18 protein-coding genes are annotated in these 20,324 nt (G+C 63.0%); 11 read left to right on the top strand and 7 right to left on the bottom strand.

Translation table 11 applies throughout. From position 1 onward, the window contains the following. Positions 1-3 precede the first annotated feature (3 nt). Together dnaE and MGEO_RS08505 are read left to right on the top strand one after the other, a co-directional pair. Positions 4-3,504, top strand: a complete 3,501-nt coding sequence (gene dnaE, locus MGEO_RS08510) for a DNA polymerase III subunit alpha (RefSeq protein ID WP_085636292.1) — start codon at positions 4-6, stop codon at positions 3,502-3,504. 86 nt (positions 3,505-3,590) lie between these two features. Further along, on the top strand, positions 3,591-4,592 hold the full coding sequence (locus MGEO_RS08505) for a hypothetical protein (protein WP_085636291.1): 1,002 nt from the start codon (positions 3,591-3,593) through the stop codon (positions 4,590-4,592). 10 nt (positions 4,593-4,602) lie between these two features. On the opposite strand, the gene MGEO_RS08500 is transcribed toward MGEO_RS08505, so the two are convergent. Beyond that, the gene (locus MGEO_RS08500; protein ID WP_085636290.1) at positions 4,603-4,803 is read right to left on the bottom strand and encodes a SlyX family protein; all 201 of its coding nucleotides are present in this window, start codon (positions 4,801-4,803) and stop codon (positions 4,603-4,605) included. 212 nt (positions 4,804-5,015) lie between these two features. On the opposite strand from MGEO_RS08500, the gene hisS reads away from it, so the two are divergent. From hisS to hisG, 3 genes are read left to right on the top strand one after another with little or no spacing between them, the layout of a single operon-like run. Next, positions 5,016-6,500: a histidine--tRNA ligase gene (gene hisS, locus MGEO_RS08495; RefSeq protein WP_085636289.1), complete on the top strand. Its 1,485-nt coding sequence runs from the start codon at positions 5,016-5,018 to the stop codon at positions 6,498-6,500. Then, positions 6,500-7,597: an ATP phosphoribosyltransferase regulatory subunit gene (locus MGEO_RS08490; protein ID WP_085636288.1), complete on the top strand. Its 1,098-nt coding sequence runs from the start codon at positions 6,500-6,502 to the stop codon at positions 7,595-7,597. Before hisS ends, MGEO_RS08490 begins: the two co-directional genes overlap by 1 nt. Continuing rightward, entirely contained in the window at positions 7,594-8,286 is a 693-nt protein-coding gene (gene hisG, locus MGEO_RS08485) for an ATP phosphoribosyltransferase (protein WP_085636287.1), read from the top strand. The genes MGEO_RS08490 and hisG overlap by 4 nt, the downstream gene beginning before the upstream one ends. Before the next feature lie 53 nt (positions 8,287-8,339). Here hisG and MGEO_RS08480 read toward each other — a convergent pair whose 3' ends face one another. From MGEO_RS08480 to MGEO_RS08470, 3 genes are all read right to left on the bottom strand, one after another. Continuing rightward, positions 8,340-9,659, bottom strand: a complete 1,320-nt coding sequence (locus MGEO_RS08480; RefSeq protein WP_085636286.1) for an ABC1 kinase family protein — start codon at positions 9,657-9,659, stop codon at positions 8,340-8,342. Between the two features lie 72 nt (positions 9,660-9,731). Further along, positions 9,732-10,598, bottom strand: coding sequence for a glutathione-dependent disulfide-bond oxidoreductase (gene yghU / locus MGEO_RS08475; protein WP_085636285.1), 867 nt, complete (start codon positions 10,596-10,598; stop codon positions 9,732-9,734). Between the two features lie 93 nt (positions 10,599-10,691). Then, positions 10,692-11,123: a DUF1489 family protein gene (locus MGEO_RS08470; protein WP_085636284.1), complete on the bottom strand. Its 432-nt coding sequence runs from the start codon at positions 11,121-11,123 to the stop codon at positions 10,692-10,694. A gap of 204 nt (positions 11,124-11,327) precedes the next feature. On the opposite strand from MGEO_RS08470, the gene MGEO_RS08465 reads away from it, so the two are divergent. Further along, entirely contained in the window at positions 11,328-13,817 is a 2,490-nt protein-coding gene (locus MGEO_RS08465; RefSeq protein WP_085636283.1) for an adenosylcobalamin-dependent ribonucleoside-diphosphate reductase, read from the top strand. Between the two features lie 25 nt (positions 13,818-13,842). Here MGEO_RS08465 and MGEO_RS08460 read toward each other — a convergent pair whose 3' ends face one another. Then, positions 13,843-14,691, bottom strand: a complete 849-nt coding sequence (locus MGEO_RS08460) for a fumarylacetoacetate hydrolase family protein (protein ID WP_085636282.1) — start codon at positions 14,689-14,691, stop codon at positions 13,843-13,845. Positions 14,692-15,015: 324 nt separating this feature from the next. On the opposite strand from MGEO_RS08460, the gene ihfB reads away from it, so the two are divergent. Genes ihfB through MGEO_RS08445 form a run of 3 tightly spaced genes read left to right on the top strand, consistent with a single transcriptional unit; the run spans position 15,016 to position 16,319 of the window. Further along, the gene (ihfB, locus tag MGEO_RS08455; RefSeq protein WP_085636281.1) at positions 15,016-15,297 is read left to right on the top strand and encodes an integration host factor subunit beta; all 282 of its coding nucleotides are present in this window, start codon (positions 15,016-15,018) and stop codon (positions 15,295-15,297) included. Positions 15,298-15,303: 6 nt separating this feature from the next. Continuing rightward, on the top strand, positions 15,304-15,654 hold the full coding sequence (locus MGEO_RS08450) for a lipopolysaccharide assembly protein LapA domain-containing protein (protein ID WP_085636280.1): 351 nt from the start codon (positions 15,304-15,306) through the stop codon (positions 15,652-15,654). An 8-nt stretch (positions 15,655-15,662) separates the two neighbouring features. Further along, positions 15,663-16,319, top strand: coding sequence for a phosphoribosylanthranilate isomerase (locus tag MGEO_RS08445; protein WP_085636279.1), 657 nt, complete (start codon positions 15,663-15,665; stop codon positions 16,317-16,319). Positions 16,320-16,415: 96 nt separating this feature from the next. On the opposite strand, the gene MGEO_RS08440 is transcribed toward MGEO_RS08445, so the two are convergent. Beyond that, positions 16,416-17,462: a quinone-dependent dihydroorotate dehydrogenase gene (locus MGEO_RS08440; RefSeq protein ID WP_085636278.1), complete on the bottom strand. Its 1,047-nt coding sequence runs from the start codon at positions 17,460-17,462 to the stop codon at positions 16,416-16,418. A gap of 88 nt (positions 17,463-17,550) precedes the next feature. After that, the gene (locus tag MGEO_RS08435) at positions 17,551-17,886 is read right to left on the bottom strand and encodes a DUF952 domain-containing protein (RefSeq protein ID WP_085636323.1); all 336 of its coding nucleotides are present in this window, start codon (positions 17,884-17,886) and stop codon (positions 17,551-17,553) included. Positions 17,887-18,048: 162 nt separating this feature from the next. On the opposite strand from MGEO_RS08435, the gene MGEO_RS08430 reads away from it, so the two are divergent. Both MGEO_RS08430 and MGEO_RS08425 read left to right on the top strand, forming a co-directional pair. Then, entirely contained in the window at positions 18,049-19,608 is a 1,560-nt protein-coding gene (locus MGEO_RS08430) for a bifunctional metallophosphatase/5'-nucleotidase (protein ID WP_085636277.1), read from the top strand. 43 nt (positions 19,609-19,651) lie between these two features. Next, entirely contained in the window at positions 19,652-20,317 is a 666-nt protein-coding gene (locus tag MGEO_RS08425; RefSeq protein WP_085636276.1) for an SOS response-associated peptidase, read from the top strand. Positions 20,318-20,324 lie beyond the last annotated feature (7 nt).

The raw sequence follows: 20,324 nt of genomic DNA, 5'->3' as shown, positions 1-20,324 counted from the left end.
TACATGGCTGATCCCCGATTCATTCACCTGCGCGTCCATTCCGAATATTCGCTTCTGGAAGGGGCGGTGCGGCTCAAGAAGCTGCCCGATCTGTGCATGACCAAGGGTATGCCTGCGGTTGCGCTGACCGACACCAACAACCTCTTTGCGGCGCTGGAATTTTCGGTGTCCGCATCGGGTGCGGGCATCCAGCCGATCATTGGCTGTCAGGTAGATCTGCGGGTGGCCGAACCCGCGCCGGGCGAACGTGCCAAACCGCCTGCGCCGGTGGTTCTGCTGGCGCAGACCGAAACCGGGTACGAGCATCTGATGAAGCTCAATTCCTGCCTCTACCTGCGGAGGGATGGGGAACTGCCGCATGTCACTTTGGACGAGCTGGCGCAGCACAGCGAAGATGTGATCTGCCTGTCCGGCGGGCCGGAGGGCGCGGTGGGGCGCATCCTGCAACAGGGCAATCGGGGCGCGGCAGAGGCGGTGATGCACCGTCTGGCCGAGATCTTCGGTGACCGGCTCTATGTCGAATTGCAGCGTCATCCGGGCGAAAACGGCCTGCCTGAAAGCGAGCGTCTGACCGAGCGCGGCTTTGTGGAAATAGCCTATGCGATGGGGCTGCCGCTGGTTGCGACCAACGATGTCTATTTCCCGAAATCCGACATGTACGAGGCGCATGACGCGCTGATCTGTATCGCCGAGGGCGCTTATGTCGATCAGCAGGAACCGCGCCGCCGCCTGACGCCGCAGCACTATTTCAAGTCGCCGCAGGAGATGGTGACGCTCTTTGCCGACCTGCCGGAAGCGATTGAAAACACGGTGGAAATTGCCAGGCGTTGCGCCTTCATGGCCTATCGCCGCGATCCGATCCTTCCGAAATTCGCGGATGACGAGGTCGAGGAACTCAAGCGACAGGCGCGCGAGGGTTTGAAAGAGCGGCTTGCGGTGATCCCGCACGCCGCGCCCGTCGAGGAATACGAGAAACGGCTCGAATTCGAGCTGGGCATCATCGAAGGCATGGGCTTTCCCGGCTACTTCCTGATCGTGGCCGACTTCATCAAATGGGCCAAGGATCACGATATCCCGGTGGGTCCGGGGCGGGGGTCTGGTGCGGGCTCTCTGGTGGCCTATGCGCTGACCATCACCGACCTTGATCCGCTGCGCTATCAGCTTCTGTTCGAACGCTTCCTGAACCCGGAACGTGTGTCGATGCCCGACTTCGACATCGACTTCTGCATGGACCGCCGCGAAGAGGTGATCCGCTACGTTCAGGACAAGTACGGCAAGGACAGGGTGGGCCAGATCATCACCTTTGGTGCGCTTCTGTCCAAGGCTGCGGTGCGCGATGTGGGGCGTGTGTTGCAGATGCCTTACGGGCAGGTGGACCGTTTGTCGAAGATGATCCCGGTCGAAGGGGTCAAGCCCGTCAGCATTGAAAAGGCGCTCAAGGACGAACCGCGCCTGCGCGAAGCCTCGCGCGAGGAAGAGGTGGTGGACCGTTTGCTCACTTACGGCCAGCAGGTTGAAGGATTGCTGCGCAACGCCTCCACCCACGCCGCCGGTGTGGTGATCGGGGACCGGCCTTTGGACGAGCTGGTGCCGCTTTATCAGGATCCGCGCTCCGAGATGCCCGCAACGCAGTTCAACATGAAATGGGTCGAACAGGCGGGTCTGGTGAAGTTCGACTTCCTCGGCCTCAAGACGCTGACCGTGATCCAGTACGCGCTGGACATGATCGCCAAGGCCGGCCGACCGCTGCACATGGCGGCAGACGGGCGTCAGCTTTACGAACCCGCACCGGGGGCCGAGAACGACATCGGGCACATCCCGCTCGATGATGAAGAAAGCTACAAGCTCTACGCTGCGGCCAAGACCGTCGCGGTGTTCCAGGTGGAAAGCTCGGGCATGATGGACGCGCTCAAGCGCATGAAGCCCACCTGTATCGAGGACATCGTGGCGCTTGTGGCGCTCTACCGTCCCGGCCCGATGGAAAACATCCCGACCTATTGCGAGGTCAAGAACGGTCTGCGCGAACGGGAATCGGTGCATCCGCTGATCGATCATATCCTTGAGGAGACGCAGGGCATCATCGTTTACCAGGAACAGGTGATGCAGATCGCGCAGGTCATGGCGGGCTACAGCCTTGGCGGCGCGGACCTTTTGCGTCGCGCGATGGGTAAGAAGATCAAGGAGGCGATGGACGCGGAGCGCCCCAAATTCGAAAAGGGCGCGGCGGAGAACGGCGTCGAGGCGAAGAAAGCCTCGGAGGTGTTCGACCTTTTGGAAAAGTTCGCCAACTACGGCTTCAACAAATCCCACGCCGCTGCCTATGCGGTGGTGAGCTACCAGACGGCATGGCTCAAGGCGAACCACCCGGTCGAATTCATGGCCGGGGTGATGAACTGCGATATTCACCTGACCGACAAGCTGGCCACCTATTTCGAAGAGGTGAAGAAGGGCCTTGGCCTGCCGTGGGTGCCGCCCTGCGTGAACCGTTCTCAGGCGATGTTCGACGTTCAGGACGGGGCGCTGGTCTATGCGCTGGGCGCGCTCAAGAACGTCGGTGTGGACGCGATGAAGCTGATCACCGAGGCGCGCGGGGAGAAACCATTTGTTAACCTTTTCGACGTGGCCCGCCGGGTCGATCTGAAACGAGTGGGCAAGCGCCCCTTGGAAATGCTGGCGCGGTCCGGTGCGTTCGATCGGCTTGATCCCAACCGGCGGCGCGTGTTCGAAAGCCTTGATGCGCTGGTGGCCTATTCCGCGGCCATCCACGATCAGCGCGCGTCAGCGCAGGTGTCGCTCTTTGGCGAAGCGGGCGATGACCTGCCCGAACCGCGGCTGTCGCCGGTGACGGACTGGCTGCCCGCCGAACGTCTGTCGGAAGAGTTCAAGGCCGTGGGTTTCTACCTCTCCGGCCATCCCCTTGATGATTACATGACCGCGCTCAAGCGCAAGGGCGCGATGACGCTCGACGATGTGCTGGCCAAGGCGCAGAACGGACCCTGCGTTGTCAAGATGGCGGGCGTTGTGGCCGGGCGGCAGGAACGGAAATCGGCACGCGGCAATCGTTTTGCCTTTGCCCAGCTCAGCGATCCGACCGGGGCGTATGAGGTTACGCTGTTCTCGGACACGCTCGAAGCCGCGCGCGATCATCTCGAAACTGGCTCCAAGGTCATGGTCACTGCCGAGGCGACGATGGAATCTGACCAGCTGAAACTGTTGGGCCGTTCGGTTGCACCTGTGGATATTGCCGTCGCCGATGCCGTGAGCATGGGGCTGCGCATCTTTGTCGATGAGGTGGAGGTCGTCCCCCATGTTGCCTCGGTCCTGACCCGCGCGGCGGATCAGCTTCCGAAGGCGGGCAAGGGGCCGATCCGCATCTGCTGCCTCAACGCGCCCGGGCTGCCCGGTGAGGTCGATGTGGCGCTGTCGCAGGAGTTTCCCGTGACGCCTGAAATCAAGGGTGCAATCAAGTCTCTTGGCGGGGTGCTCGACGTCGAGGAGCTTTGATCCACGCATGGCGGAATGTCGCGTGTGGGCGGCTGGACGGGGTGTCAGCGCCTCGCTAGGGTGCCGCGACGGAATAGGGGGGATGCATGAACCGTTTCGCTGCGATCCTGATCGCGGGCAGTCTGCTTGCCGGTTGCGCCAGTGACCCGCTGCGTGACGTGCCGCGCCTGTCGGATGCCGATGTGAGCGAGAGCGAGATTCAGGCCGCCATCCGCGAAACCCCGGAGGCGGAAGCCGTCGAACCGACCTCTGTCGCGCCGCAAAAGCGTGGCTTGTTCGGCAGGCTTTTCGGCGGGGCGCAGGCTTCTGATCCGTCGCCGGTTCCGGACGTTGGCGTGTCAGATGCAGGCTCCGATGCAGATGCGGTGACGGAAGACGCCGTCGCCGAGACTGCAGCGGCAGACGCGACTCAACCGCAGACACCACGGCGGGGATTGCTGGGTTTCCTCAGTCGCGCGGCGGCAGACGCTCAGACCCAGCCCGAGGCTGATGGGGTGCAGGTCGCCGCGCTGGCCCCGGAGACGCGATCCGACGCCGGGTCAACCGCCGCGCCGGGCGGAGCACGTGTGGCGAATGGGCCAAAGCCCGGCGCACCGGATTACCAGATTGTGCAAATGGGCACCGTTCTTCCCTATGGCACGCTGGCGCGGGTCTGCGATGTTCCGACGCGAAAGCTGGGCACGCGGGTCGAACGCTACCCGGAGCGCGGCAGCGGCTACGCGATCTATGACAGCCAGCCCGGAAACACCGCGCCGCATACATTTTACGTGACCGGCTTCGACGACGGATGCGCGCGTCAGTTTACGGCCGCTCTGGCGATGTTCGGCAGTCCGGAAACGCACGAGCAGCTGCGCTACGGTCTGCCCTCCAAAGTGCAGCCCTATTCGTCGACCGACGCGGCCTATGAGACCCTCAAGTCGCGGGTCTGTCGTGTCGGCAAAGGCAAGCCCTGTGGGTCTGCCATGTCACGGTTGGCACGCGATACGGTCTTTGTCAGTGTCTATGAGCGCTTCGGGTCGAACCCTGTCTGGAAAACGATCCTTCTGCACGGCGGTGAAGTGATCGAGACCGACATTCGCGGGAACTGACCGGGGCGGGTCAGTAATGTGGGGGCCGTTCGTCGCCAAGGACGATGCCGCCTGACCCTTCGGCTTCGCGTTCGGCCTCGCGCATCAAAAGCATTTCGACCCGCGCGGTCAGGCGGTCGATCTCCTTGGCCTGCCGGGCCACGGTGTCGGACAGGTCGTCGGTTATGCGCATAAGATGCGCGATGCGTTCTTCGAGGGCGGTGCTGTTCATACTCCACAGATGCGCATGGTCGCCGCCGATGGCAAGAGGTGAATGGGTCCATGTGCGGACCTATTGTTTCGCACGCGAAACATTGGGTCCGATCCGGCCCTTTTAACCTTTTGTTAACCATCTCCGCTATGCGGGGCGCGTGCCTTTGCTTGCCCCCTCGGGTTCCAGCGTTTAGAGGAAGCGCGACACGCAAGCCCAAGCGGGAATTGACCATGGCCAAAGAGAAAAAAGCCCCCAAGCCCAAGGCGCAGACGCCCAAGGGCTTTCGCGACTATTTCGGCACTGAGGTGACCGAACGCGCCGAGATGCTGGCGCAGATCGCCGGGGTCTATCATCGCTATGGGTTCGACGCTTTGGAAAGCTCTGCGGTGGAGACGGTCGAGGCGCTTGGCAAGTTCCTGCCGGATGTGGATCGCCCCAACGAGGGTGTATTTGCGTGGCAGGAAGACGAGGATGGCGACAAGGGGGATTGGCTTGCCCTGCGCTATGATCTGACGGCCCCTCTGGCGCGGGTCTATGCGCAACACCGCAACGATCTGCCGCTGCCCTACCGGCGCTACGCGATGGGGCCTGTCTGGCGCAACGAAAAGCCGGGGCCGGGGCGGTTTCGGCAGTTTTATCAATGCGATGCGGATACGGTCGGGTCCGGCTCCGTCGCGGCGGATGCCGAGATCTGTGCGATGCTGGCGGACACGCTGGAGGTCGTTGGAATCCCGCGCGGGGACTACATCGTTCGGGTGAACAACCGGAAGGTTCTGAACGGTGTGCTGGAGGCGATGGCTGTCACCGACGAGGCCGAAGCGGCGGCAGTGATGCGCACCATCGACAAGTTCGACAAGGTCGGCGAAGCCGGTGTGCGCGAGCTTTTGGGCAAGGGGCGTCTGGATGCATCTGGTGCCTATATTGATGGTGTGGGCCTCAGCGACGCGCAGGCCGAGCCCGTTATCGCGTTCTTAACCTCCAAAGGCGAAACTGCCGCCCAGACGATCGAGAATCTGAAGGCGGCGGTTGGTGACAGCGCGATTGGGACAGAAGGTGTGGCAGAGCTTGAGCAGATCGCTGATCTGCTGGCTGCTGGCGGCTATGGCCCGGATCGCATCGTCATCGACCCCTCGGTCGTGCGCGGTCTGGGCTATTACACCGGACCGGTGTTCGAGGCCGAGCTTACCTTTGAAATCCTTGATGAAAAGGGCCGTAAACGGCAGTTCGGATCGGTCGCGGGTGGCGGGCGCTATGACGATTTGGTCAAGCGCTTTACCGGCCAGCCGGTCCCCGCCACGGGGGTCAGCATCGGGGTTGATCGCCTGTTGGCCGCTCTGCGCGAAAAAGGCCGGATCGGCAGCAAGACGCAGGGCCCGGTGGTGGTTACCGTCATGGATCGCGATCGCATGGGCGATTATCAGGCGATGGTGGCCGAACTGCGCAGCGCGGGCATCCGGGCCGAGGTTTATCTGGGCAATCCCAAGAATTTCGGCAATCAGCTCAAATACGCGGACAAGCGCAATTCGCCCGTGGCCGTGATCGAAGGCGGGGATGAAAAGGCCAATGGCGTGGTGCAGATCAAGGACCTGATCCTTGGGGCGAAGATCGCCGAGAGCGCGAGCCTTGAGGAATGGCAGGACCGCCCGAACCAGTTCGAAGTGCCGCGCGATCAGCTTGTGTCCAAGGTGCGCGAGATCCTTGAAAGCTATTCCTGATGGCGCAGGACATTCCCAATAAGTCGCGGGTCAGGATCGAGGCTGAATCCATCTGCGAAGGCTTTGTCGCAGATGGCGCGATGCGGTTCGAGACGGATATCCTGTTGCAGGCCGAGGTGCTTCTCGACCTCTATGGCGAGGATATCCGCGCGCGGGCCTATGTCACGACGGACCCGGAACGCGGCGAGATGATGCTGCGCCCGGACTTCACCGTGCCGGTGGTGCAGTACCATATGCAAGGTGACGGTTTTCCCGCCAGCTACACATATTTCGGTGAGGTGTTCCGCAAGCAGGAGGATTACCCCGACCGCCGCAGCGAATACATGCAGGTGGGCTACGAGGAATTCGGCGGCTCCAACGCGGCGGAGTCGGATGCAGATGTGTTCGGCCAGTTTTCGGACGTGCTTGCCCCGCTGGGCCTGCGCGCGGCGACCGGGGATATCGGCATCCTGATCGCGATGGTGCGGGGGCTTGCCACGACGGAGGACCGGCGCGCGGCCTTGATGCGCCATATCTGGCGGCCTGCGCGGTTTACGGCGCTGGTCAAACGCTTTGCCGGGCTTGCGCCCGTACCGCCGTCGCGGGCGGCGCTGCTGGCTTCGGAGGCTCCGTTGCAGGACGCGGGCGTGATGATCGGGCTGCGCAGCGAACGCGAGATCGAAACCCGGATCGACGCCCTGCGCGCGGATGCGGCGGAACCACCGATGTCGGTCGAGATCGTTGACCTGATCGCCACCGTTCTGTCCGTGTCGGAAACCTGCCCCAACGCGCTTGAACATCTGCGCGATATTGCGGTGGAAATGCCGGGCCTGCTCCCCGCGCTCGACCGGTTCGAGGCGCGCTGCGAGGCAATGGCCCGGCGCGGTGTCGATGTGGACAGCCTGCCGTTTGAGGCGTCGTACGGGCGTACGTCCATGGAATACTACGACGGGTTTGTCTTTGGCTTCTATTCCGAGGCGCGACCTGACCTGCCTCCGGTGGCAACCGGAGGGCGTTACGACGCGCTGACCCGACGGCTGGGTCAGGGGCGTGAAATCCCTGCCGTGGGGGGCGTGATCCGGCCTGATCTGGTGCTCGATCTTGGGGGGCTGCCATGACGATCAAGCTGGGCGTGCCGTCCAAGGGGCGGCTGATGGAAAAGACCTTCGACTGGTTCGGCGCGCGGGGTGTGACGCTGACGCGGACGGGGTCGGAGCGCGAATATGCCGGCGCGGTGGACGGGGTCGACGGGGTTGATCTCGTGTTGCTGTCGGCGGGGGAGATTCCGCGCGAACTGGCGGCGGGGCGCATTCACCTTGGGGTGACGGGCAACGACCTCATTCAGGAAAAGCTGGTGCAGTGGGATCAGAAGGTCGAACCGCTGGCACCTTTGGGTTTTGGCCATGCGAACCTGATCGTGGCAGTGCCGAATTGCTGGGTCGATGTGGACACGCTCGATGATCTGGACGGTGCGGCGGCAGCGTTTCGCGCGCGGCACGGGTTCCGGATGCGGATCGCCACCAAGTATCACCGGCTGGTGCGGGACTATCTGCGCCGGGGTGGTGTGGCGGATTACCAGCTTGTGGACAGTCAGGGGGCGACCGAAGGGACGGTCAAGAACCTGACGGCCGAAGCAATTGCGGATATCACTTCGACCGGCGAGACCCTGCGGGCCAACCACCTGAAAATACTGGATGAACCGCCGGTTCTGGAAAGCCAGGCGACGCTGTTCCGGAGCAGGCGCGCCGAGGTGACGGATCAGGAGCGGGCAGCCCTGCGGGCCCTGATCGAGCGGCTGGGGCTGTAGCGCGGGACACTCCGTCGACGGAGTGACCAAACGCGTCAACGCGTTTGGGCGCTTTATACGTAAGTCTGGAAAAGATCGCGCAGCGTGATCTGGGCGCGCAGGCGGGTGGCGAGCAGGAACAGCCCGGCGGCCTTGCGTTGCAGGTAGAGCACCTCGGTCGGCGGAATATGCTGGATGGACCGATCCCGGCCAAGCGCCATGCCCCGGTCGCGCAGGTCTGACACAAGGGATGTGTCGCCAAAATCAAACCCGTCGGGATGCAGCATGGGTGCGTTGGCCGTTTCGACCATGTTCAGGATCTCGGCGCGGGCCTTTTCCGGGAGCGCGTCCGACAGCAGGCCAAGGTCGCGCAGCGCGGCGGCGATGCCGGGCAGGTCATTGTCCAGCGCCGGGCGCAGGATGGCACGGGAGCAGTCCACGAGCTCGGGCGTCAGACGGCGGGTTGCGCCGAAATCGAGCAGGACCAGTTTGCCGGTCTCGGGCTGCCAGCGGAAATTGGCGAAGTTGGGGTCGGACTGGACAAGGTGGAAGTCGAACACCTCGCGCATCATCAGGGCGATCAGGCGTTCCGCCATCCGGTTGCGGGTGGTCTGATCTGCGTCCTCCAGCGTGTCGATGGGTTCAGAGGGGATGAACGCCATCGCGAGAATGTCGCGGGTGGACAGATCGTCATACACTTGCGGGACGATGAAGTGCTGGTCGTCTTTCAGGAGGTCACCGAACTGGCGCAGGCTGTGCGCTTCCTGTTGGTAATCGGCTTCTTCGTGCAGTTGCGCGCGGGCGTCCTCGAGGAGTGGGCTGAGGTCGAGCGCCTTGGGGATCAGGCCCGAGAGGCGCATCAGGCTGGCGAGGTTGCGCAGGTCGCTGTCGATGCTGTCGCGGATGCCGGGGTATTGCACCTTGATCGCCAGATCGCGGCCATCGTGGGTCCGGGCACGGTGGACCTGTCCGATCGAGGCGGCGGCGATGGGACGGACGTCGAATTTTTTGAACCGTTTGGTAAAATCTGAACCCCAGGCCTTGGTCAGCACCTGTTTGAGCTGCGAGGGCGGCATGAAATGCGCTTGTGCCTGCAACGGGCGGAGGACGGCGGCGAGTTCGGGCGTCAGCAGGTCGCCTGCTTCGAGAGACAGCAGCTGACCCATTTTCATAGCCGCACCGCGCATCTGCGAGAGCTCCCGCGTGAGGCGCTGGGCGTTTGACGGCGTGAGGAACATGTCGCGGGGCGATGGTTTGCGACCCTGAAACAGCGTGCGCGCCCCGGCTGCGGCAGCGGAGGTCAGAAGACCCCCGGCCAACCCGCCCATGCGGGCAGCGCGGGCGGCACGTCCGGTGGGGACGGGGCGGCTGCGGTTGTCGAACTCATCCTTCATGTGGGCCGAGATAAGGCCCGGTCGGGATGCGGCAATACCCGCGCGCCGGGCGTCCCGGCGCGCAGGAGCGTGTCATTCGGCGGCTGCGATCCTGTCCTGCGTCTTTGTGCCGAAATCCGACGCGTCGTGGCGTTCGTGCAGTTGTTCGCTGGGGTCGCCAGAGGTGCGGTTGACCATGCGCCCGCGTTTGACGGCGGGACGGGCGTCGATGGCTTTGGCCCAGCGGACCACGTTGGTGTAGCTTTCGACGTCGAGGAATTCGGCCGCGTTGTAGAGTCGGCCAAGAACCAGCCCGCCGTACCACGGCCAAATCGCCATGTCGGCGATGGTGTAATCCGGCCCGCTGATGAAGTCGCGGTCGGCCAGTTGGCGGTCGAGCACGTCAAGCTGGCGCTTGGCCTCCATCGCGAAGCGGTTGATCGGATATTCCATCGGCTCGGGCGCGTAGGTGTAGAAATGGCCGAAACCGCCGCCCAGATAGGGCGCGCTGCCCATCTGCCAGAACAGCCAGCTGAGCATTTCGGCGCGGTTTTCCTTCGGCCCGAGGAAGGCGTCGAATTTCTCGGCAAGGTGCATCAGGATCGCGGCGGATTCGAACACGCGCACCGGTGTGTCGCCGGAGCGGTCCATCAAGGCGGGGATCTTGGAGTTCGGGTTGATCTCGACAAAACCCGATCCGAACTGGTCGCCATCGCCGATCCTGATCAGCCACGCATCGTATTCGGCGCCGGTGTGGCCTGCGGCCAGCAACTCCTCGAACAGGATGGTGACCTTCTGACCGTTCGGGGTGGCGAGGCTGTAAAGCTGGAACGGATGTTTGCCGACCGGCAATTCCTTGTCATGGGTCGCGCCCGCGATGGGGCGGTTGGTGCTGGCGAACTTGCCGCCGTTTTCCTTGTCCCAGATCCAAACTTTGGGGGGCGTGTAGCTTTCGGTCATGTCGGTTGTCCTGTTCGCTGAAGGGCTCAGCCCAAACTATGTATTGATCTGCAAATCACCAGTGCGGTCGCGCAGGGCGACTGTGCGGCCCAGTCAGAGCACACCGATTTCGGCCAGTGCGCCAGCCAGTTCGGGGGGCAATGTATCGTCATTCAGGCGCGACTTGCCGAGGTCGGGCGGAGCGTCTTCGGGCTTGAGGTAGCGCCAGCCCTGGAACGGGCGTTTGGGGGCGGTGGCGGTGCGGATCAACTCCGGGTCCAGAACGATGCCGCAGCGGCGGATGCCGTCATCGCCGATGATTTCCTCAAGTGCGATGATGCGCTGGCGGGCCTGAATCAGGCCTTTGACCACCCAATAAATCGAGCCACCGTTGAGCAGGTCGGTTTCACGTTTGGGCCACATGCGGGTCAGGTGGAAATACTGGCCGTTGACCCGCTGCTTCGAACGGTTCTGCTGCCAGTCCTCGATCTGTTCCACGCTGTCGGAGCCGACGGAGAGTTTGATGAGATGGATGGTGCCTGCCATTGGGGTCTCCCTTGAAGTGGAGATTAGACGTCGGGGGAGGGGGTTCAAGGGGCGACGTGGCTGCACAGGTTTTTCACGGGGTTATCCACAGAGCCTTCCCCAGGCGCTACCGAATGTGGTAGTGTTTCCGCTCCACCAAAACTAATTGTTGTTTCTTGCCGACAGGGTATCCTGTCGATCTTCGATGTTAGGGGAATCGCATCCATGACCCGTTTTGCCGCGCCGATCGCTGAACAGATCTGGGATATGAAGTACCGTCTGAAAGAGGCGGATGGCACGCCGTTGGACCGGACGGTCGAGGACACGTGGCGGCGGATCGCGCGGTCTCTGGCCGAGGTGGAGGCGGAGCCTGCGGTCTGGGAAGAGCGGTTCTACGGCGCATTGGAGGATTTCAAATACCTGCCTGCGGGGCGCATTACCGCGGGCGCGGGTACGGCGCGGTCGGTGACGCTGTTCAACTGTTTTGTCATGGGCACGATCCCCGACAGCATGGGCGGCATTTTCGAGATGCTGAAAGAGGCCGCACTGACGATGCAGCAGGGCGGCGGGATCGGGTATGATTTCAGCACCATCCGGCCCAAGGGTGCGGATGTGAAAGGGGTTGCGGCGGATGCGTCGGGGCCGCTGTCCTTCATGGACGTGTGGGACGCGATGTGCCGCACCATCATGTCTGCCGGGTCGCGCCGGGGTGCGATGATGGCGACGATGCGCTGCGACCACCCGGACATTGAGGATTTCATCGGCGCCAAGGCGGATGCGGCGCGGTTGCGCATGTTCAACCTGTCCGTGCTGGTAACGGATGACTTCATGGAAGCGGTCAAGGCGGACGGATCGTGGGATCTGGTCTTTGACGGCAAGGTTTACCACACGGTGCAGGCGCGCGATCTTTGGAACCGGATCATGCGCGCGACTTATGACTATGCCGAACCGGGTGTGATTTTCATCGACCGGATCAATCAGGCCAACAACCTGAGCTATGTCGAAACCATCGCGGCGACGAACCCCTGCGGAGAACAGCCGCTGCCGCCGTATGGGGCGTGTCTTCTGGGGTCGATCAACCTGGCCCGGCTGGTGACGGACCCGTTCGAGGAGGCGGCGGCGCTGGACGAAGGCGCGCTGAACGATCTGGTCGCGACTGCCGTGCGGATGATGGACAACGTGGTGGACGCGTCGCGCTTCCCGCTCGAGGCGCAGCGGGCCGAGGCGCAGGCGAAACGGCGGATCGGTTTGGGCGTGACCGGGCTGGCGGATGCGCTGCTGATGCTGGGCCTGCGCTATGGCTCGGACGAGGCCGCAGCCCAGACCGAGCGCTGGTTGCACGCGATTGCCCGCGCCGCCTACCTGGCGTCGGTCGATCTGGCGAAGGAGAAGGGCGCGTTCCCGCTCTTCGATGCGGAGAAGTACCTCGCGTCCGGCACGATGCAGATGATGGACGAGGACGTGCGCGCCGCGATCCGCGAACACGGCATTCGCAATGCGCTGCTCACCTCGATTGCGCCGACCGGGACGATCTCGCTTTATGCCGGGAACGTGTCGTCGGGGATCGAGCCGGTCTTTGCCTATGCCTACACCCGCAAGGTGTTGCAGAAGGACGGCACGCGGACCGAGGAAGAGGTGGTTGATTACGCTGTCCAGATGTGGCGCGAGAAGTTCGGCGACCGGGAGTTGCCAGACTATTTCGTCAACGCCCAGACGCTGGCCCCGCTGGAGCATGTGAAGATGCAGGCGGCGGCGCAGAAATGGGTGGATTCCTCGATCTCGAAGACGATCAACTGCCCGGAGGACATTTCCTTTGAGGCGTTCAAGGACGTCTATATGGAGGCCTTCGAGACCGGCTGTAAGGGCTGCACGACCTATCGTCCGAACGATGTGACGGGGTCGGTTTTGAGTGTGGCGGAGGAGAAGAAGGAAGTCGATCTTCGTCAAGTTATCAAAGACATGATCGCTGAGAAGAAGAGTTCGGTAGCAGCCGTCGCACGAGACGCTGGTTTGGATGCTAGTACTCTACGCAAATATCTCAGCGGCGAAAACTCCAGCTTGCGCGTTGATACTCTTGAAAAAATTGCAGATGTTTTGGGGGTTTCCCTCTCCACTTTGCTGGACAACTCAAACTCACCGGAAGTCATCGCCACCTCCGACGAAGAACTGCGGCAGCCGCATGGCGACGTGATCTACATGTCCGAACCGCTCGACCGGCCGCAGGCGTTGGAGGGCAACACCTACAAGCTGAAATGGCCGGACAGCGAGCACGCGATCTACCTGACGATCAACGATATCATCGTCGGTGGGCATCGCCGTCCGTTCGAGGTGTTCATCAACTCCAAGAACATGGAGCATTTCGCATGGACCGTGGCGCTGACGCGGATGATCTCGGCGGTGTTCCGGCGCGGCGGCGACGTGTCCTTTGTGGTCGAGGAACTCAAGGCGGTGTTCGATCCGCGCGGCGGGGCCTGGGTGCAGGGCAAATACATTCCGTCGATCCTTGCCGCCATCGGCGGGGTGATCGAACAGCACATGATCGCCATCGGCTTTCTTGCCGGTGAGGGCATGGGCCTGAAATCGGACCCGCAGGCGCAGGTGGTCAATCTCGATGCGCCGCGCGGCAAAGCCTGCCCGTCCTGCGGGCAGTACGATATGCGGATGATCGAGGGCTGTATGACCTGCGGATCCTGCGGCCACAGCAAGTGCGGGTGATGTCGGGGGCCTGACGGCCCCCTGATCAGTCGCGCGCCGCGATGCAGGTCTGGCGCTGTTCGCCGAGGCCTTCGATGCTGAGCACCATCTCGTCGCCTTCGCGCAGGTAGACCTGCGGCTTCTGTCCCATGCCGACACCCGGTGGCGTGCCTGTGGCGATCACGTCACCCGGATTGAGCGTCATGAACTGGGACAGGTGCGCGATCACCGTGGCCACGGAGAAATGCATCGTACGGGTGGACCCGTCCTGCATGGTCTGGCCGTTGACCGAGAGCGACATAGCGAGGTTCTGCGGATCGGCCACGGCATCGGCTGTGACGAGCCACGGGCCCATCGGCGCGAAGGTGTCGTGGGATTTGCCTTTGACCCACTGGCCGGAGCGGTGCAGCTGGAAGTCGCGTTCGCTGACATCGTTGAAGATACAATAACCTGCCACATGGGACAGGGCGTCGGCTTCGGACACGTATTTCGCGCGGGTTCCGATGACCACGCCCAGCTCGATTTCCCAGTCCGTCTTGGACGAGCCGCGCGGGATTTCCACCGGGTCGTTGGGGCCGGAGATCGACGAGGTCGCCTTGAAGAACACGATGGGTTCTTCGGGCAGCGCCATATTCGCTTCGGCGGCGTGGTCGGCATAATTGAGACCAATCGCAATGACCTTGCCGACCGACCCGACACAGGGGCCGATGCGTGGTGCGCCCTCCACCGCCGGAAGCGATGCCGGGTCGATGCCGCGCAGCCGCTCGAGGGACGCGGGCGAGAGCGTGTCACCGGTAATGTCGTCGATCTGGCCGGACAGATCGCGGATCTGGCCGGTGTCATCCATCAGTCCGGGTTTCTCGGCCCCGGTGTCTCCGAAACGCAGCAATTTCATGGTCGCCTCCCTGTGGTCTTTTGTGTCCGCACTGAGCCAGCGATGAGGCCGGAAGTCCAGACCCGGACCGCGCCGACACCCCGGATCGCGTGTGTCATTCGACACTCTGTCGCCTGCGAATCGTCGGGATCGCGAGGTGGGTGCCCATGGGGCCCGGTGCAGGATTTCGCCGGGATTCAAGCGGACGAGGGGCCTTGAACCGCTTCATTTGCCTCAACTTTCTGCCTTTGGCGCAAACGCCGTGGTTTCCGTTTTGCAATGTCCTGCGTATACTGAACCTCACGACACGCGCGGGACAGGCGTGCGACAAGGGGATGCGAGACTATGATACGGTCCGAATTGATTCAGAAGATTGCCGACGACAATCCGCATTTGTACCAGCGCGATGTAGAGCGCATTGTGAACACCATTTTTGAAGAGATCATCGATGCCATGGCACGCGGTGACCGGGTTGAACTTCGAGGCTTCGGCGCGTTTTCGGTCAAGAAGCGTGAAGCTCGTGTGGGGCGGAACCCGCGCACCGGCGAAGCGGTTGAAGTGGAAGAAAAGCATGTGCCGTTTTTCAAGACCGGCAAGCTGCTTCGAGACAGGTTGAATGGGAAGTAAAAACTGATGCGATATATTCGCTATGCATTTCTTGCGGCGCTGGCCATCGTGCTGGTGTCGGTGGCGCTGGCCAATCGCGGCATGGTGATGCTGCAGCTTCTGCCGTCGGGTCTGGCCGATCTGGCGGGGATGAACCGATCGATCGAACTGCCTTTGTTCATCGTGATCTTCGGTGGCATCATCGCCGGGCTGCTGATCGGATTTGTCTGGGAGTGGCTGCGGGAGCACAAGCACCGTGCCGCAGCGGCCCAGCGTCAGGCCGAGGTCAAAAAGCTCGAGCGGGAACTGCGCCGGACCAAGGCGGAGCGTGACAAGGACAAGGACGAGGTTCTGGCGCTTCTCGATCAGGCGAGCTGACCGGACCCGTGACCCCTGCCATTCGTGTGAAAATCTGCGGGCTGACCCGGCCTGAAGACGTGGCTGCCGTGGCCGAGGCCGGGGCGGCCTATTGCGGTTTCGTGTTCTTCCCCAGGAGCCCGCGCAACCTGTCGGTCGCTGCGGCGCGAGACCTTGCGGTTGAGGTGCCCGTGGGCATCGCCAAGGTGGCGCTGGTCGTCAACGCGGATGACGCGTTGCTGGACGAGATCACCGGGACGGTGCCGTTGGACATGTTGCAGTTGCATGGGGCGGAGTCCCCTGAGCGGGTGTCCGAAATCCGGGCGCGGTATGGCCTGCCGGTGATGAAGGCTGTGGGTGTTGCGGATGCCGAGGATGTGGCGGCGCTGGATGATTATGCCACCGTTGCGGATCAGATCCTTGTCGATGCGAAGCCGCCGAAGTCAGCAACGCTTCCGGGCGGCAACGGGGTTTCGTTCGACTGGCGGCTGATCTCGAACCGCCGGTGGCCGGTTCCGTGGATGCTTGCCGGTGGGTTGACCCCTGAGAATGTCGCCGAGGCAATCGCGCTTACGGGCGCGAAGCAGGTCGACGTGTCGTCGGGCGTGGAGGCCGCGCCGGGGATCAAGGATGCGCAGATGATCCGGGACTTCGTTGCAGCGACCCGGGTGCCGATGATGCGGTAGCGGACGCGGTGCCGCGTCCGGGATTTTCCGTGGACGGAAAATCCTGGGGCTCTGCCCCAGACCCCGAGGTATTTTTGAAACGAAGAAGCGGCAGGGTCAGGTTGCGGTGCCGACCGCCTCGGACACCGTGTTGAACCCGTCGCGCTTGAGCAGATCATCGAGACCCTTGGAAATCCGTGGCACGAGGCTCAGCCCTTCGTAGGTGAGGGCGGAGTAGAGTTGCACGGCCGAGGCACCGGCCCTGATCTTGGCGTAAGCGTCTTCGGCCGATGCGATGCCGCCGACGCCGATGATCGGCAAACGCGCTTCGGTGGCGCGGTAGATCTGCGCCAGCACGCGGGTGGATTTTTCGAAGAGAGGCCGTCCTGAAAGCCCACCCTTTTCGTCGCGATGGGGTGAGGTCAGTCCGTCGCGGTCGAGCGTCGTATTGGTGGCGATGAGTCCGTCGATGCCCGACGTGAGCGCGACCTCGGCCACATCGGCGATTTCCGCATCGGTCAGGTCCGGCGCGATCTTGAGGAAAATCGGGATCGGCCGGTCGAGGGAATTCCGGGTCTCCATGACGCCAGCCAGCAGGGCCGCGAGGGCATCCTTGCCCTGCAGGTCGCGGAGTTTCTCGGTGTTGGGCGAACTGACATTCACCGTGGCGAAGTCGAGATGGGCGGCGCAGGTGGCCAGCACGGTGGCGAAATCGCCCGCGCGGTTTTCGCTGTCCTTGTTGGCGCCGAGGTTGAGCCCGATCACGGCATCGCGGGGGCGGTCGGCGAGGCGTGCCGCGATGGCTGCCATGCCGTCATTGTTGAAGCCGAAGCGATTGATGACGGCGCGGTCTTCGGTCAGGCGGAAGAGGCGCGGTTTCGGGTTGCCGGGCTGTGGTCGTGGGGTGGCAGCGCCAACCTCGATGAAGCCGAAGCCAGCGCGGGAGAGCGGGCGCAGGGCGGTGGCGTTCTTGTCGAACCCGGCGGCAAGGCCAACCGGGTTGGCCAGCGTCATCCCGGCAAGCGTGGTGCGCAGGCGGGGGCTGGTCACGGTTCCGGCGGACGGCGCGAGACCGAGGCGCAGCGCAGTGAGCGCCATGCCATGGGCGGTTTCAGGGTCGAACCGGTGCAGAAGGCGAAGCCCGGCCTGTTCCAGCAGGCTCATCCCAATGCCTCCCCTGTGGTATCGGGTGCGGTCGCCATCGTCAGGAAGGCACCGGCCTCGAACTGCGCGCGTGTCGGATCAACGGATGTCATGTGAGGTCGTCCGGAAACTCGTGGCCATTTCCCTGCATCAGCAGAGGCTTGGCCCAGACGACCTCGGACAGCCGAAGCGGACCGTAGAGATGCGGGAACAGTGCGCCACCGCGGGAAGGCTCCCAGCGCAGATCGCCTTCCATCGCGGTTTCGTCATATGCCAGAAGCATCAGGCCCGCTTCCCCGGCGAAGTGTTTCGCTGCGGTTTCCCGGACCTGATCGGCGGTCGAGAAATGGACGTAGCCATCGGTCACATCGATCGGGGCACCCGAGGTTTCACCCTGCGCCTGAAGCGCGTCCCATTCGTCGGAGCGGAGGATTTTGTAGATCATGGGAGGGATGTGCCGGTTGCGGGCCGTGGCGTCAAGCACTGTCATCTGCCCGTTGCAGAAGCGTTGCACAGACAAATCCAGCGCTGTCCCTTGCGTAAGTTTTGACTCCCTTCGCGCGGCGATGCACGATTGCGCCATAACAATCCGACAGAGAGGACTCACATGTCTTACCGACTACTTTCAAGCGCCGCAGCGCTGGCGCTGACCGCTGGTGTGGCGCAGGCCGATTATTCCCTGACGATTCTTCACACCAATGATTTCCACGCCCGTTTCGAACCCATCAGCAAGTACGATTCCGGCTGCTCGGCAGAGGACAACGCTGAAGGCAAGTGCTTTGGCGGCTCTGCCCGCCTGATGACAGCGATCAACGATGCCAAGGCGCGCACCAACAATCACATCCTTGTCGATGGCGGGGATCAGTTTCAGGGCACGCTGTTCTACACTTATTACAAGGGCAAGCTGGCAGCTGAGATGATGAACCAGATGGGCTATGACGCGATGACCGTGGGCAACCACGAATTCGACGATGGCCCGGAAGTTCTGCGCGGGTTTGTCGATTCGGTGGAATTCCCGGTGCTGATGTCGAACGCGGACATTTCGGGCGAGCCGCTTTTGTCCGATGCGATCCAGAAATCGGTGATCATCGAGCGGGGCGGTGAAAAGCTGGGCCTGATCGGCCTGACACCGCAGGATACCGATGAACTGGCAAGCCCGGGCCCGAACGTGATCTTCACCGATCCGGTGGATGCAGTGCAGGGCGAGGTCGACCGGCTGACCGCAGAGGGTGTGAACAAGATCATCGTTCTGAGCCACTCGGGCTACAACACAGACATTCGTGTGGCGGAAAACACCACCGGTGTCGATGTGATCGTCGGTGGCCACTCCAACACGCTGCTGGGTGACATGGAGGGTGCCGCAGGCAGCTATCCGACGATGGTAGGCAACACCGCGATCGTGCAGGCCTATGCCTTTGGCAAGTTCCTGGGTGAGCTGAACGTGACCTTCGACGACGAGGGCAACGTGACCGAAGCCGCAGGCGCGCCGCTGATCATGGATGCGGCCGTGTCCGAGGACGAAGCGACCAAGGCGCGGATCACCGAGGCGGCCGCACCGCTTGACGAAATCCGCAACAAGGTCGTGGCTGAAGCGGCTGACGTCATCACCGGAGATCGCAGCGTTTGCCGTCAGATGGAATGCACCGGAGGCAATCTCATTGCCGACGCGATGCTCGAACGGGTTAGAGACCAGGGAATCGACGTGGCCCTGATGAACTCCGGTGGCATCCGCGCCGATATCGATGCGGGCCCGGTTACCATGGGCGAGGTTCTGACGGTGCTGCCGTTCCAGAACTCGCTTTCGACTTTCCAGGTGACCGGGGCAACGCTGCTTGACGCGCTGGAGAACGGGGTAAGTCAGCATGCGGACGGCGCCGGTCGGTTCCTGCAGGTGTCTGGCATGAGCTTCACGGCCGATCTCACGCAAGAGCCCGGCAGCCGGATTTCGGACGTGATGATCGGCGGTGAGCCGCTCGACCCGGAAAAGGTCTATGGTGTGGTCAGCAACAACTTTGTCCGCAACGGCGGTGACGGCTTCTCGATGTTCCGCGATGCGATGAACGCGTATGACTTTGGCCCGGACCTTGCCGATGTGACGGCTGAATTCATCGCCGAGAACGCACCGTATCAGCCTTATACGGACGGTCGGATCACGCTGAAGCAGTGATGCAACGGGTAGGCCGGCTTCCGCCCGGCCTACCCTTTCTCTCATGTGTGGACGCTTCGCCATAACCCTGCCGCATGATGCCATGGCGCGGCTGTTCGATGCCGTGCCGGCCAATGCGCTGCCCGATGTCCCCAACTACAATGTGTGTCCGACCAACCTCGTGCATGCCGTTCATACGCTCGAGGGCCAGCGCCGGTTGGTGGCCATGCGCTGGGGGTTTCTGCCGCATTGGTACAAGACCGAAAACGGCGGGCCGCTGCTGATCAATGCGCGGGCCGAGACGATTGCCGAAAAGCCCGCGTTCAAAGCGGCGTGCCGGGAGCGGCGCTGTCTGATCCCGGCGACGGGGTTTTACGAATGGACCAAGGATGACGAAGGCAACCGCCTGCCGTGGTACATCCATCCGGCGGATGCGGAGGTGCTGGTCTTTGCCGGGGTGTGGCAGGATTGGGAGCGGGACGGTGTGGCGCATCGGACCTGCGCCATTGTCACGACGGGCGCGAACGAGCGCATGTCGGCCATTCACCATCGCCAGCCCGTGACGCTGCGCCCCGAGGACTGGGCGCTCTGGTTGGGGGAGGCCGGGCACGGGGCGGCGACGTTGATGCGGGCGGCCCCCGATGACGCGATGGACTTCTACCGTGTCGACCGGCGGGTGAATTCGAACCGGGCCTCGGGGCCGGACCTGATTGAACCGATCGACGCCTGATCAGGCT

Source organism: Marivita geojedonensis (assembly GCF_002115805.1).
In the GTDB taxonomy this organism is placed as follows: domain Bacteria; phylum Pseudomonadota; class Alphaproteobacteria; order Rhodobacterales; family Rhodobacteraceae; genus Marivita; species Marivita geojedonensis.
Note: the sequence above shows the minus strand (reverse complement) of the source record. Positions and strands in the feature narration are given on the sequence as shown.

What these genes read in the sequence shown, in the direction of transcription:
- MGEO_RS08465 (WP_085636283.1), top strand. Translation starts at nt 11,328, where the DNA reads ATGACCCGTTTTGCCGCGCCGATCGCTGAACAGATCTGGGATATGAAG.
- dnaE (WP_085636292.1), top strand. Translation starts at nt 4, where the DNA reads ATGGCTGATCCCCGATTCATTCACCTGCGCGTCCATTCCGAATATTCG.
- MGEO_RS08430 (WP_085636277.1), top strand. Translation starts at nt 18,049, where the DNA reads ATGTCTTACCGACTACTTTCAAGCGCCGCAGCGCTGGCGCTGACCGCT.
- ihfB (WP_085636281.1), top strand. Translation starts at nt 15,016, where the DNA reads ATGATACGGTCCGAATTGATTCAGAAGATTGCCGACGACAATCCGCAT.
- MGEO_RS08470 (WP_085636284.1), bottom strand. Translation starts at nt 11,123, where the DNA reads ATGGCAGGCACCATCCATCTCATCAAACTCTCCGTCGGCTCCGACAGC.
- MGEO_RS08460 (WP_085636282.1), bottom strand. Translation starts at nt 14,691, where the DNA reads ATGAAATTGCTGCGTTTCGGAGACACCGGGGCCGAGAAACCCGGACTG.
- hisS (WP_085636289.1), top strand. Translation starts at nt 5,016, where the DNA reads ATGGCCAAAGAGAAAAAAGCCCCCAAGCCCAAGGCGCAGACGCCCAAG.
- hisG (WP_085636287.1), top strand. Translation starts at nt 7,594, where the DNA reads ATGACGATCAAGCTGGGCGTGCCGTCCAAGGGGCGGCTGATGGAAAAG.
- MGEO_RS08435 (WP_085636323.1), bottom strand. Translation starts at nt 17,886, where the DNA reads ATGATCTACAAAATCCTCCGCTCCGACGAATGGGACGCGCTTCAGGCG.
- yghU (WP_085636285.1), bottom strand. Translation starts at nt 10,598, where the DNA reads ATGACCGAAAGCTACACGCCCCCCAAAGTTTGGATCTGGGACAAGGAA.
- MGEO_RS08440 (WP_085636278.1), bottom strand. Translation starts at nt 17,462, where the DNA reads ATGAGCCTGCTGGAACAGGCCGGGCTTCGCCTTCTGCACCGGTTCGAC.
- MGEO_RS08425 (WP_085636276.1), top strand. Translation starts at nt 19,652, where the DNA reads ATGTGTGGACGCTTCGCCATAACCCTGCCGCATGATGCCATGGCGCGG.
- MGEO_RS08450 (WP_085636280.1), top strand. Translation starts at nt 15,304, where the DNA reads ATGCGATATATTCGCTATGCATTTCTTGCGGCGCTGGCCATCGTGCTG.
- MGEO_RS08500 (WP_085636290.1), bottom strand. Translation starts at nt 4,803, where the DNA reads ATGAACAGCACCGCCCTCGAAGAACGCATCGCGCATCTTATGCGCATA.
- MGEO_RS08490 (WP_085636288.1), top strand. Translation starts at nt 6,500, where the DNA reads ATGGCGCAGGACATTCCCAATAAGTCGCGGGTCAGGATCGAGGCTGAA.
- MGEO_RS08480 (WP_085636286.1), bottom strand. Translation starts at nt 9,659, where the DNA reads ATGAAGGATGAGTTCGACAACCGCAGCCGCCCCGTCCCCACCGGACGT.
- MGEO_RS08505 (WP_085636291.1), top strand. Translation starts at nt 3,591, where the DNA reads ATGAACCGTTTCGCTGCGATCCTGATCGCGGGCAGTCTGCTTGCCGGT.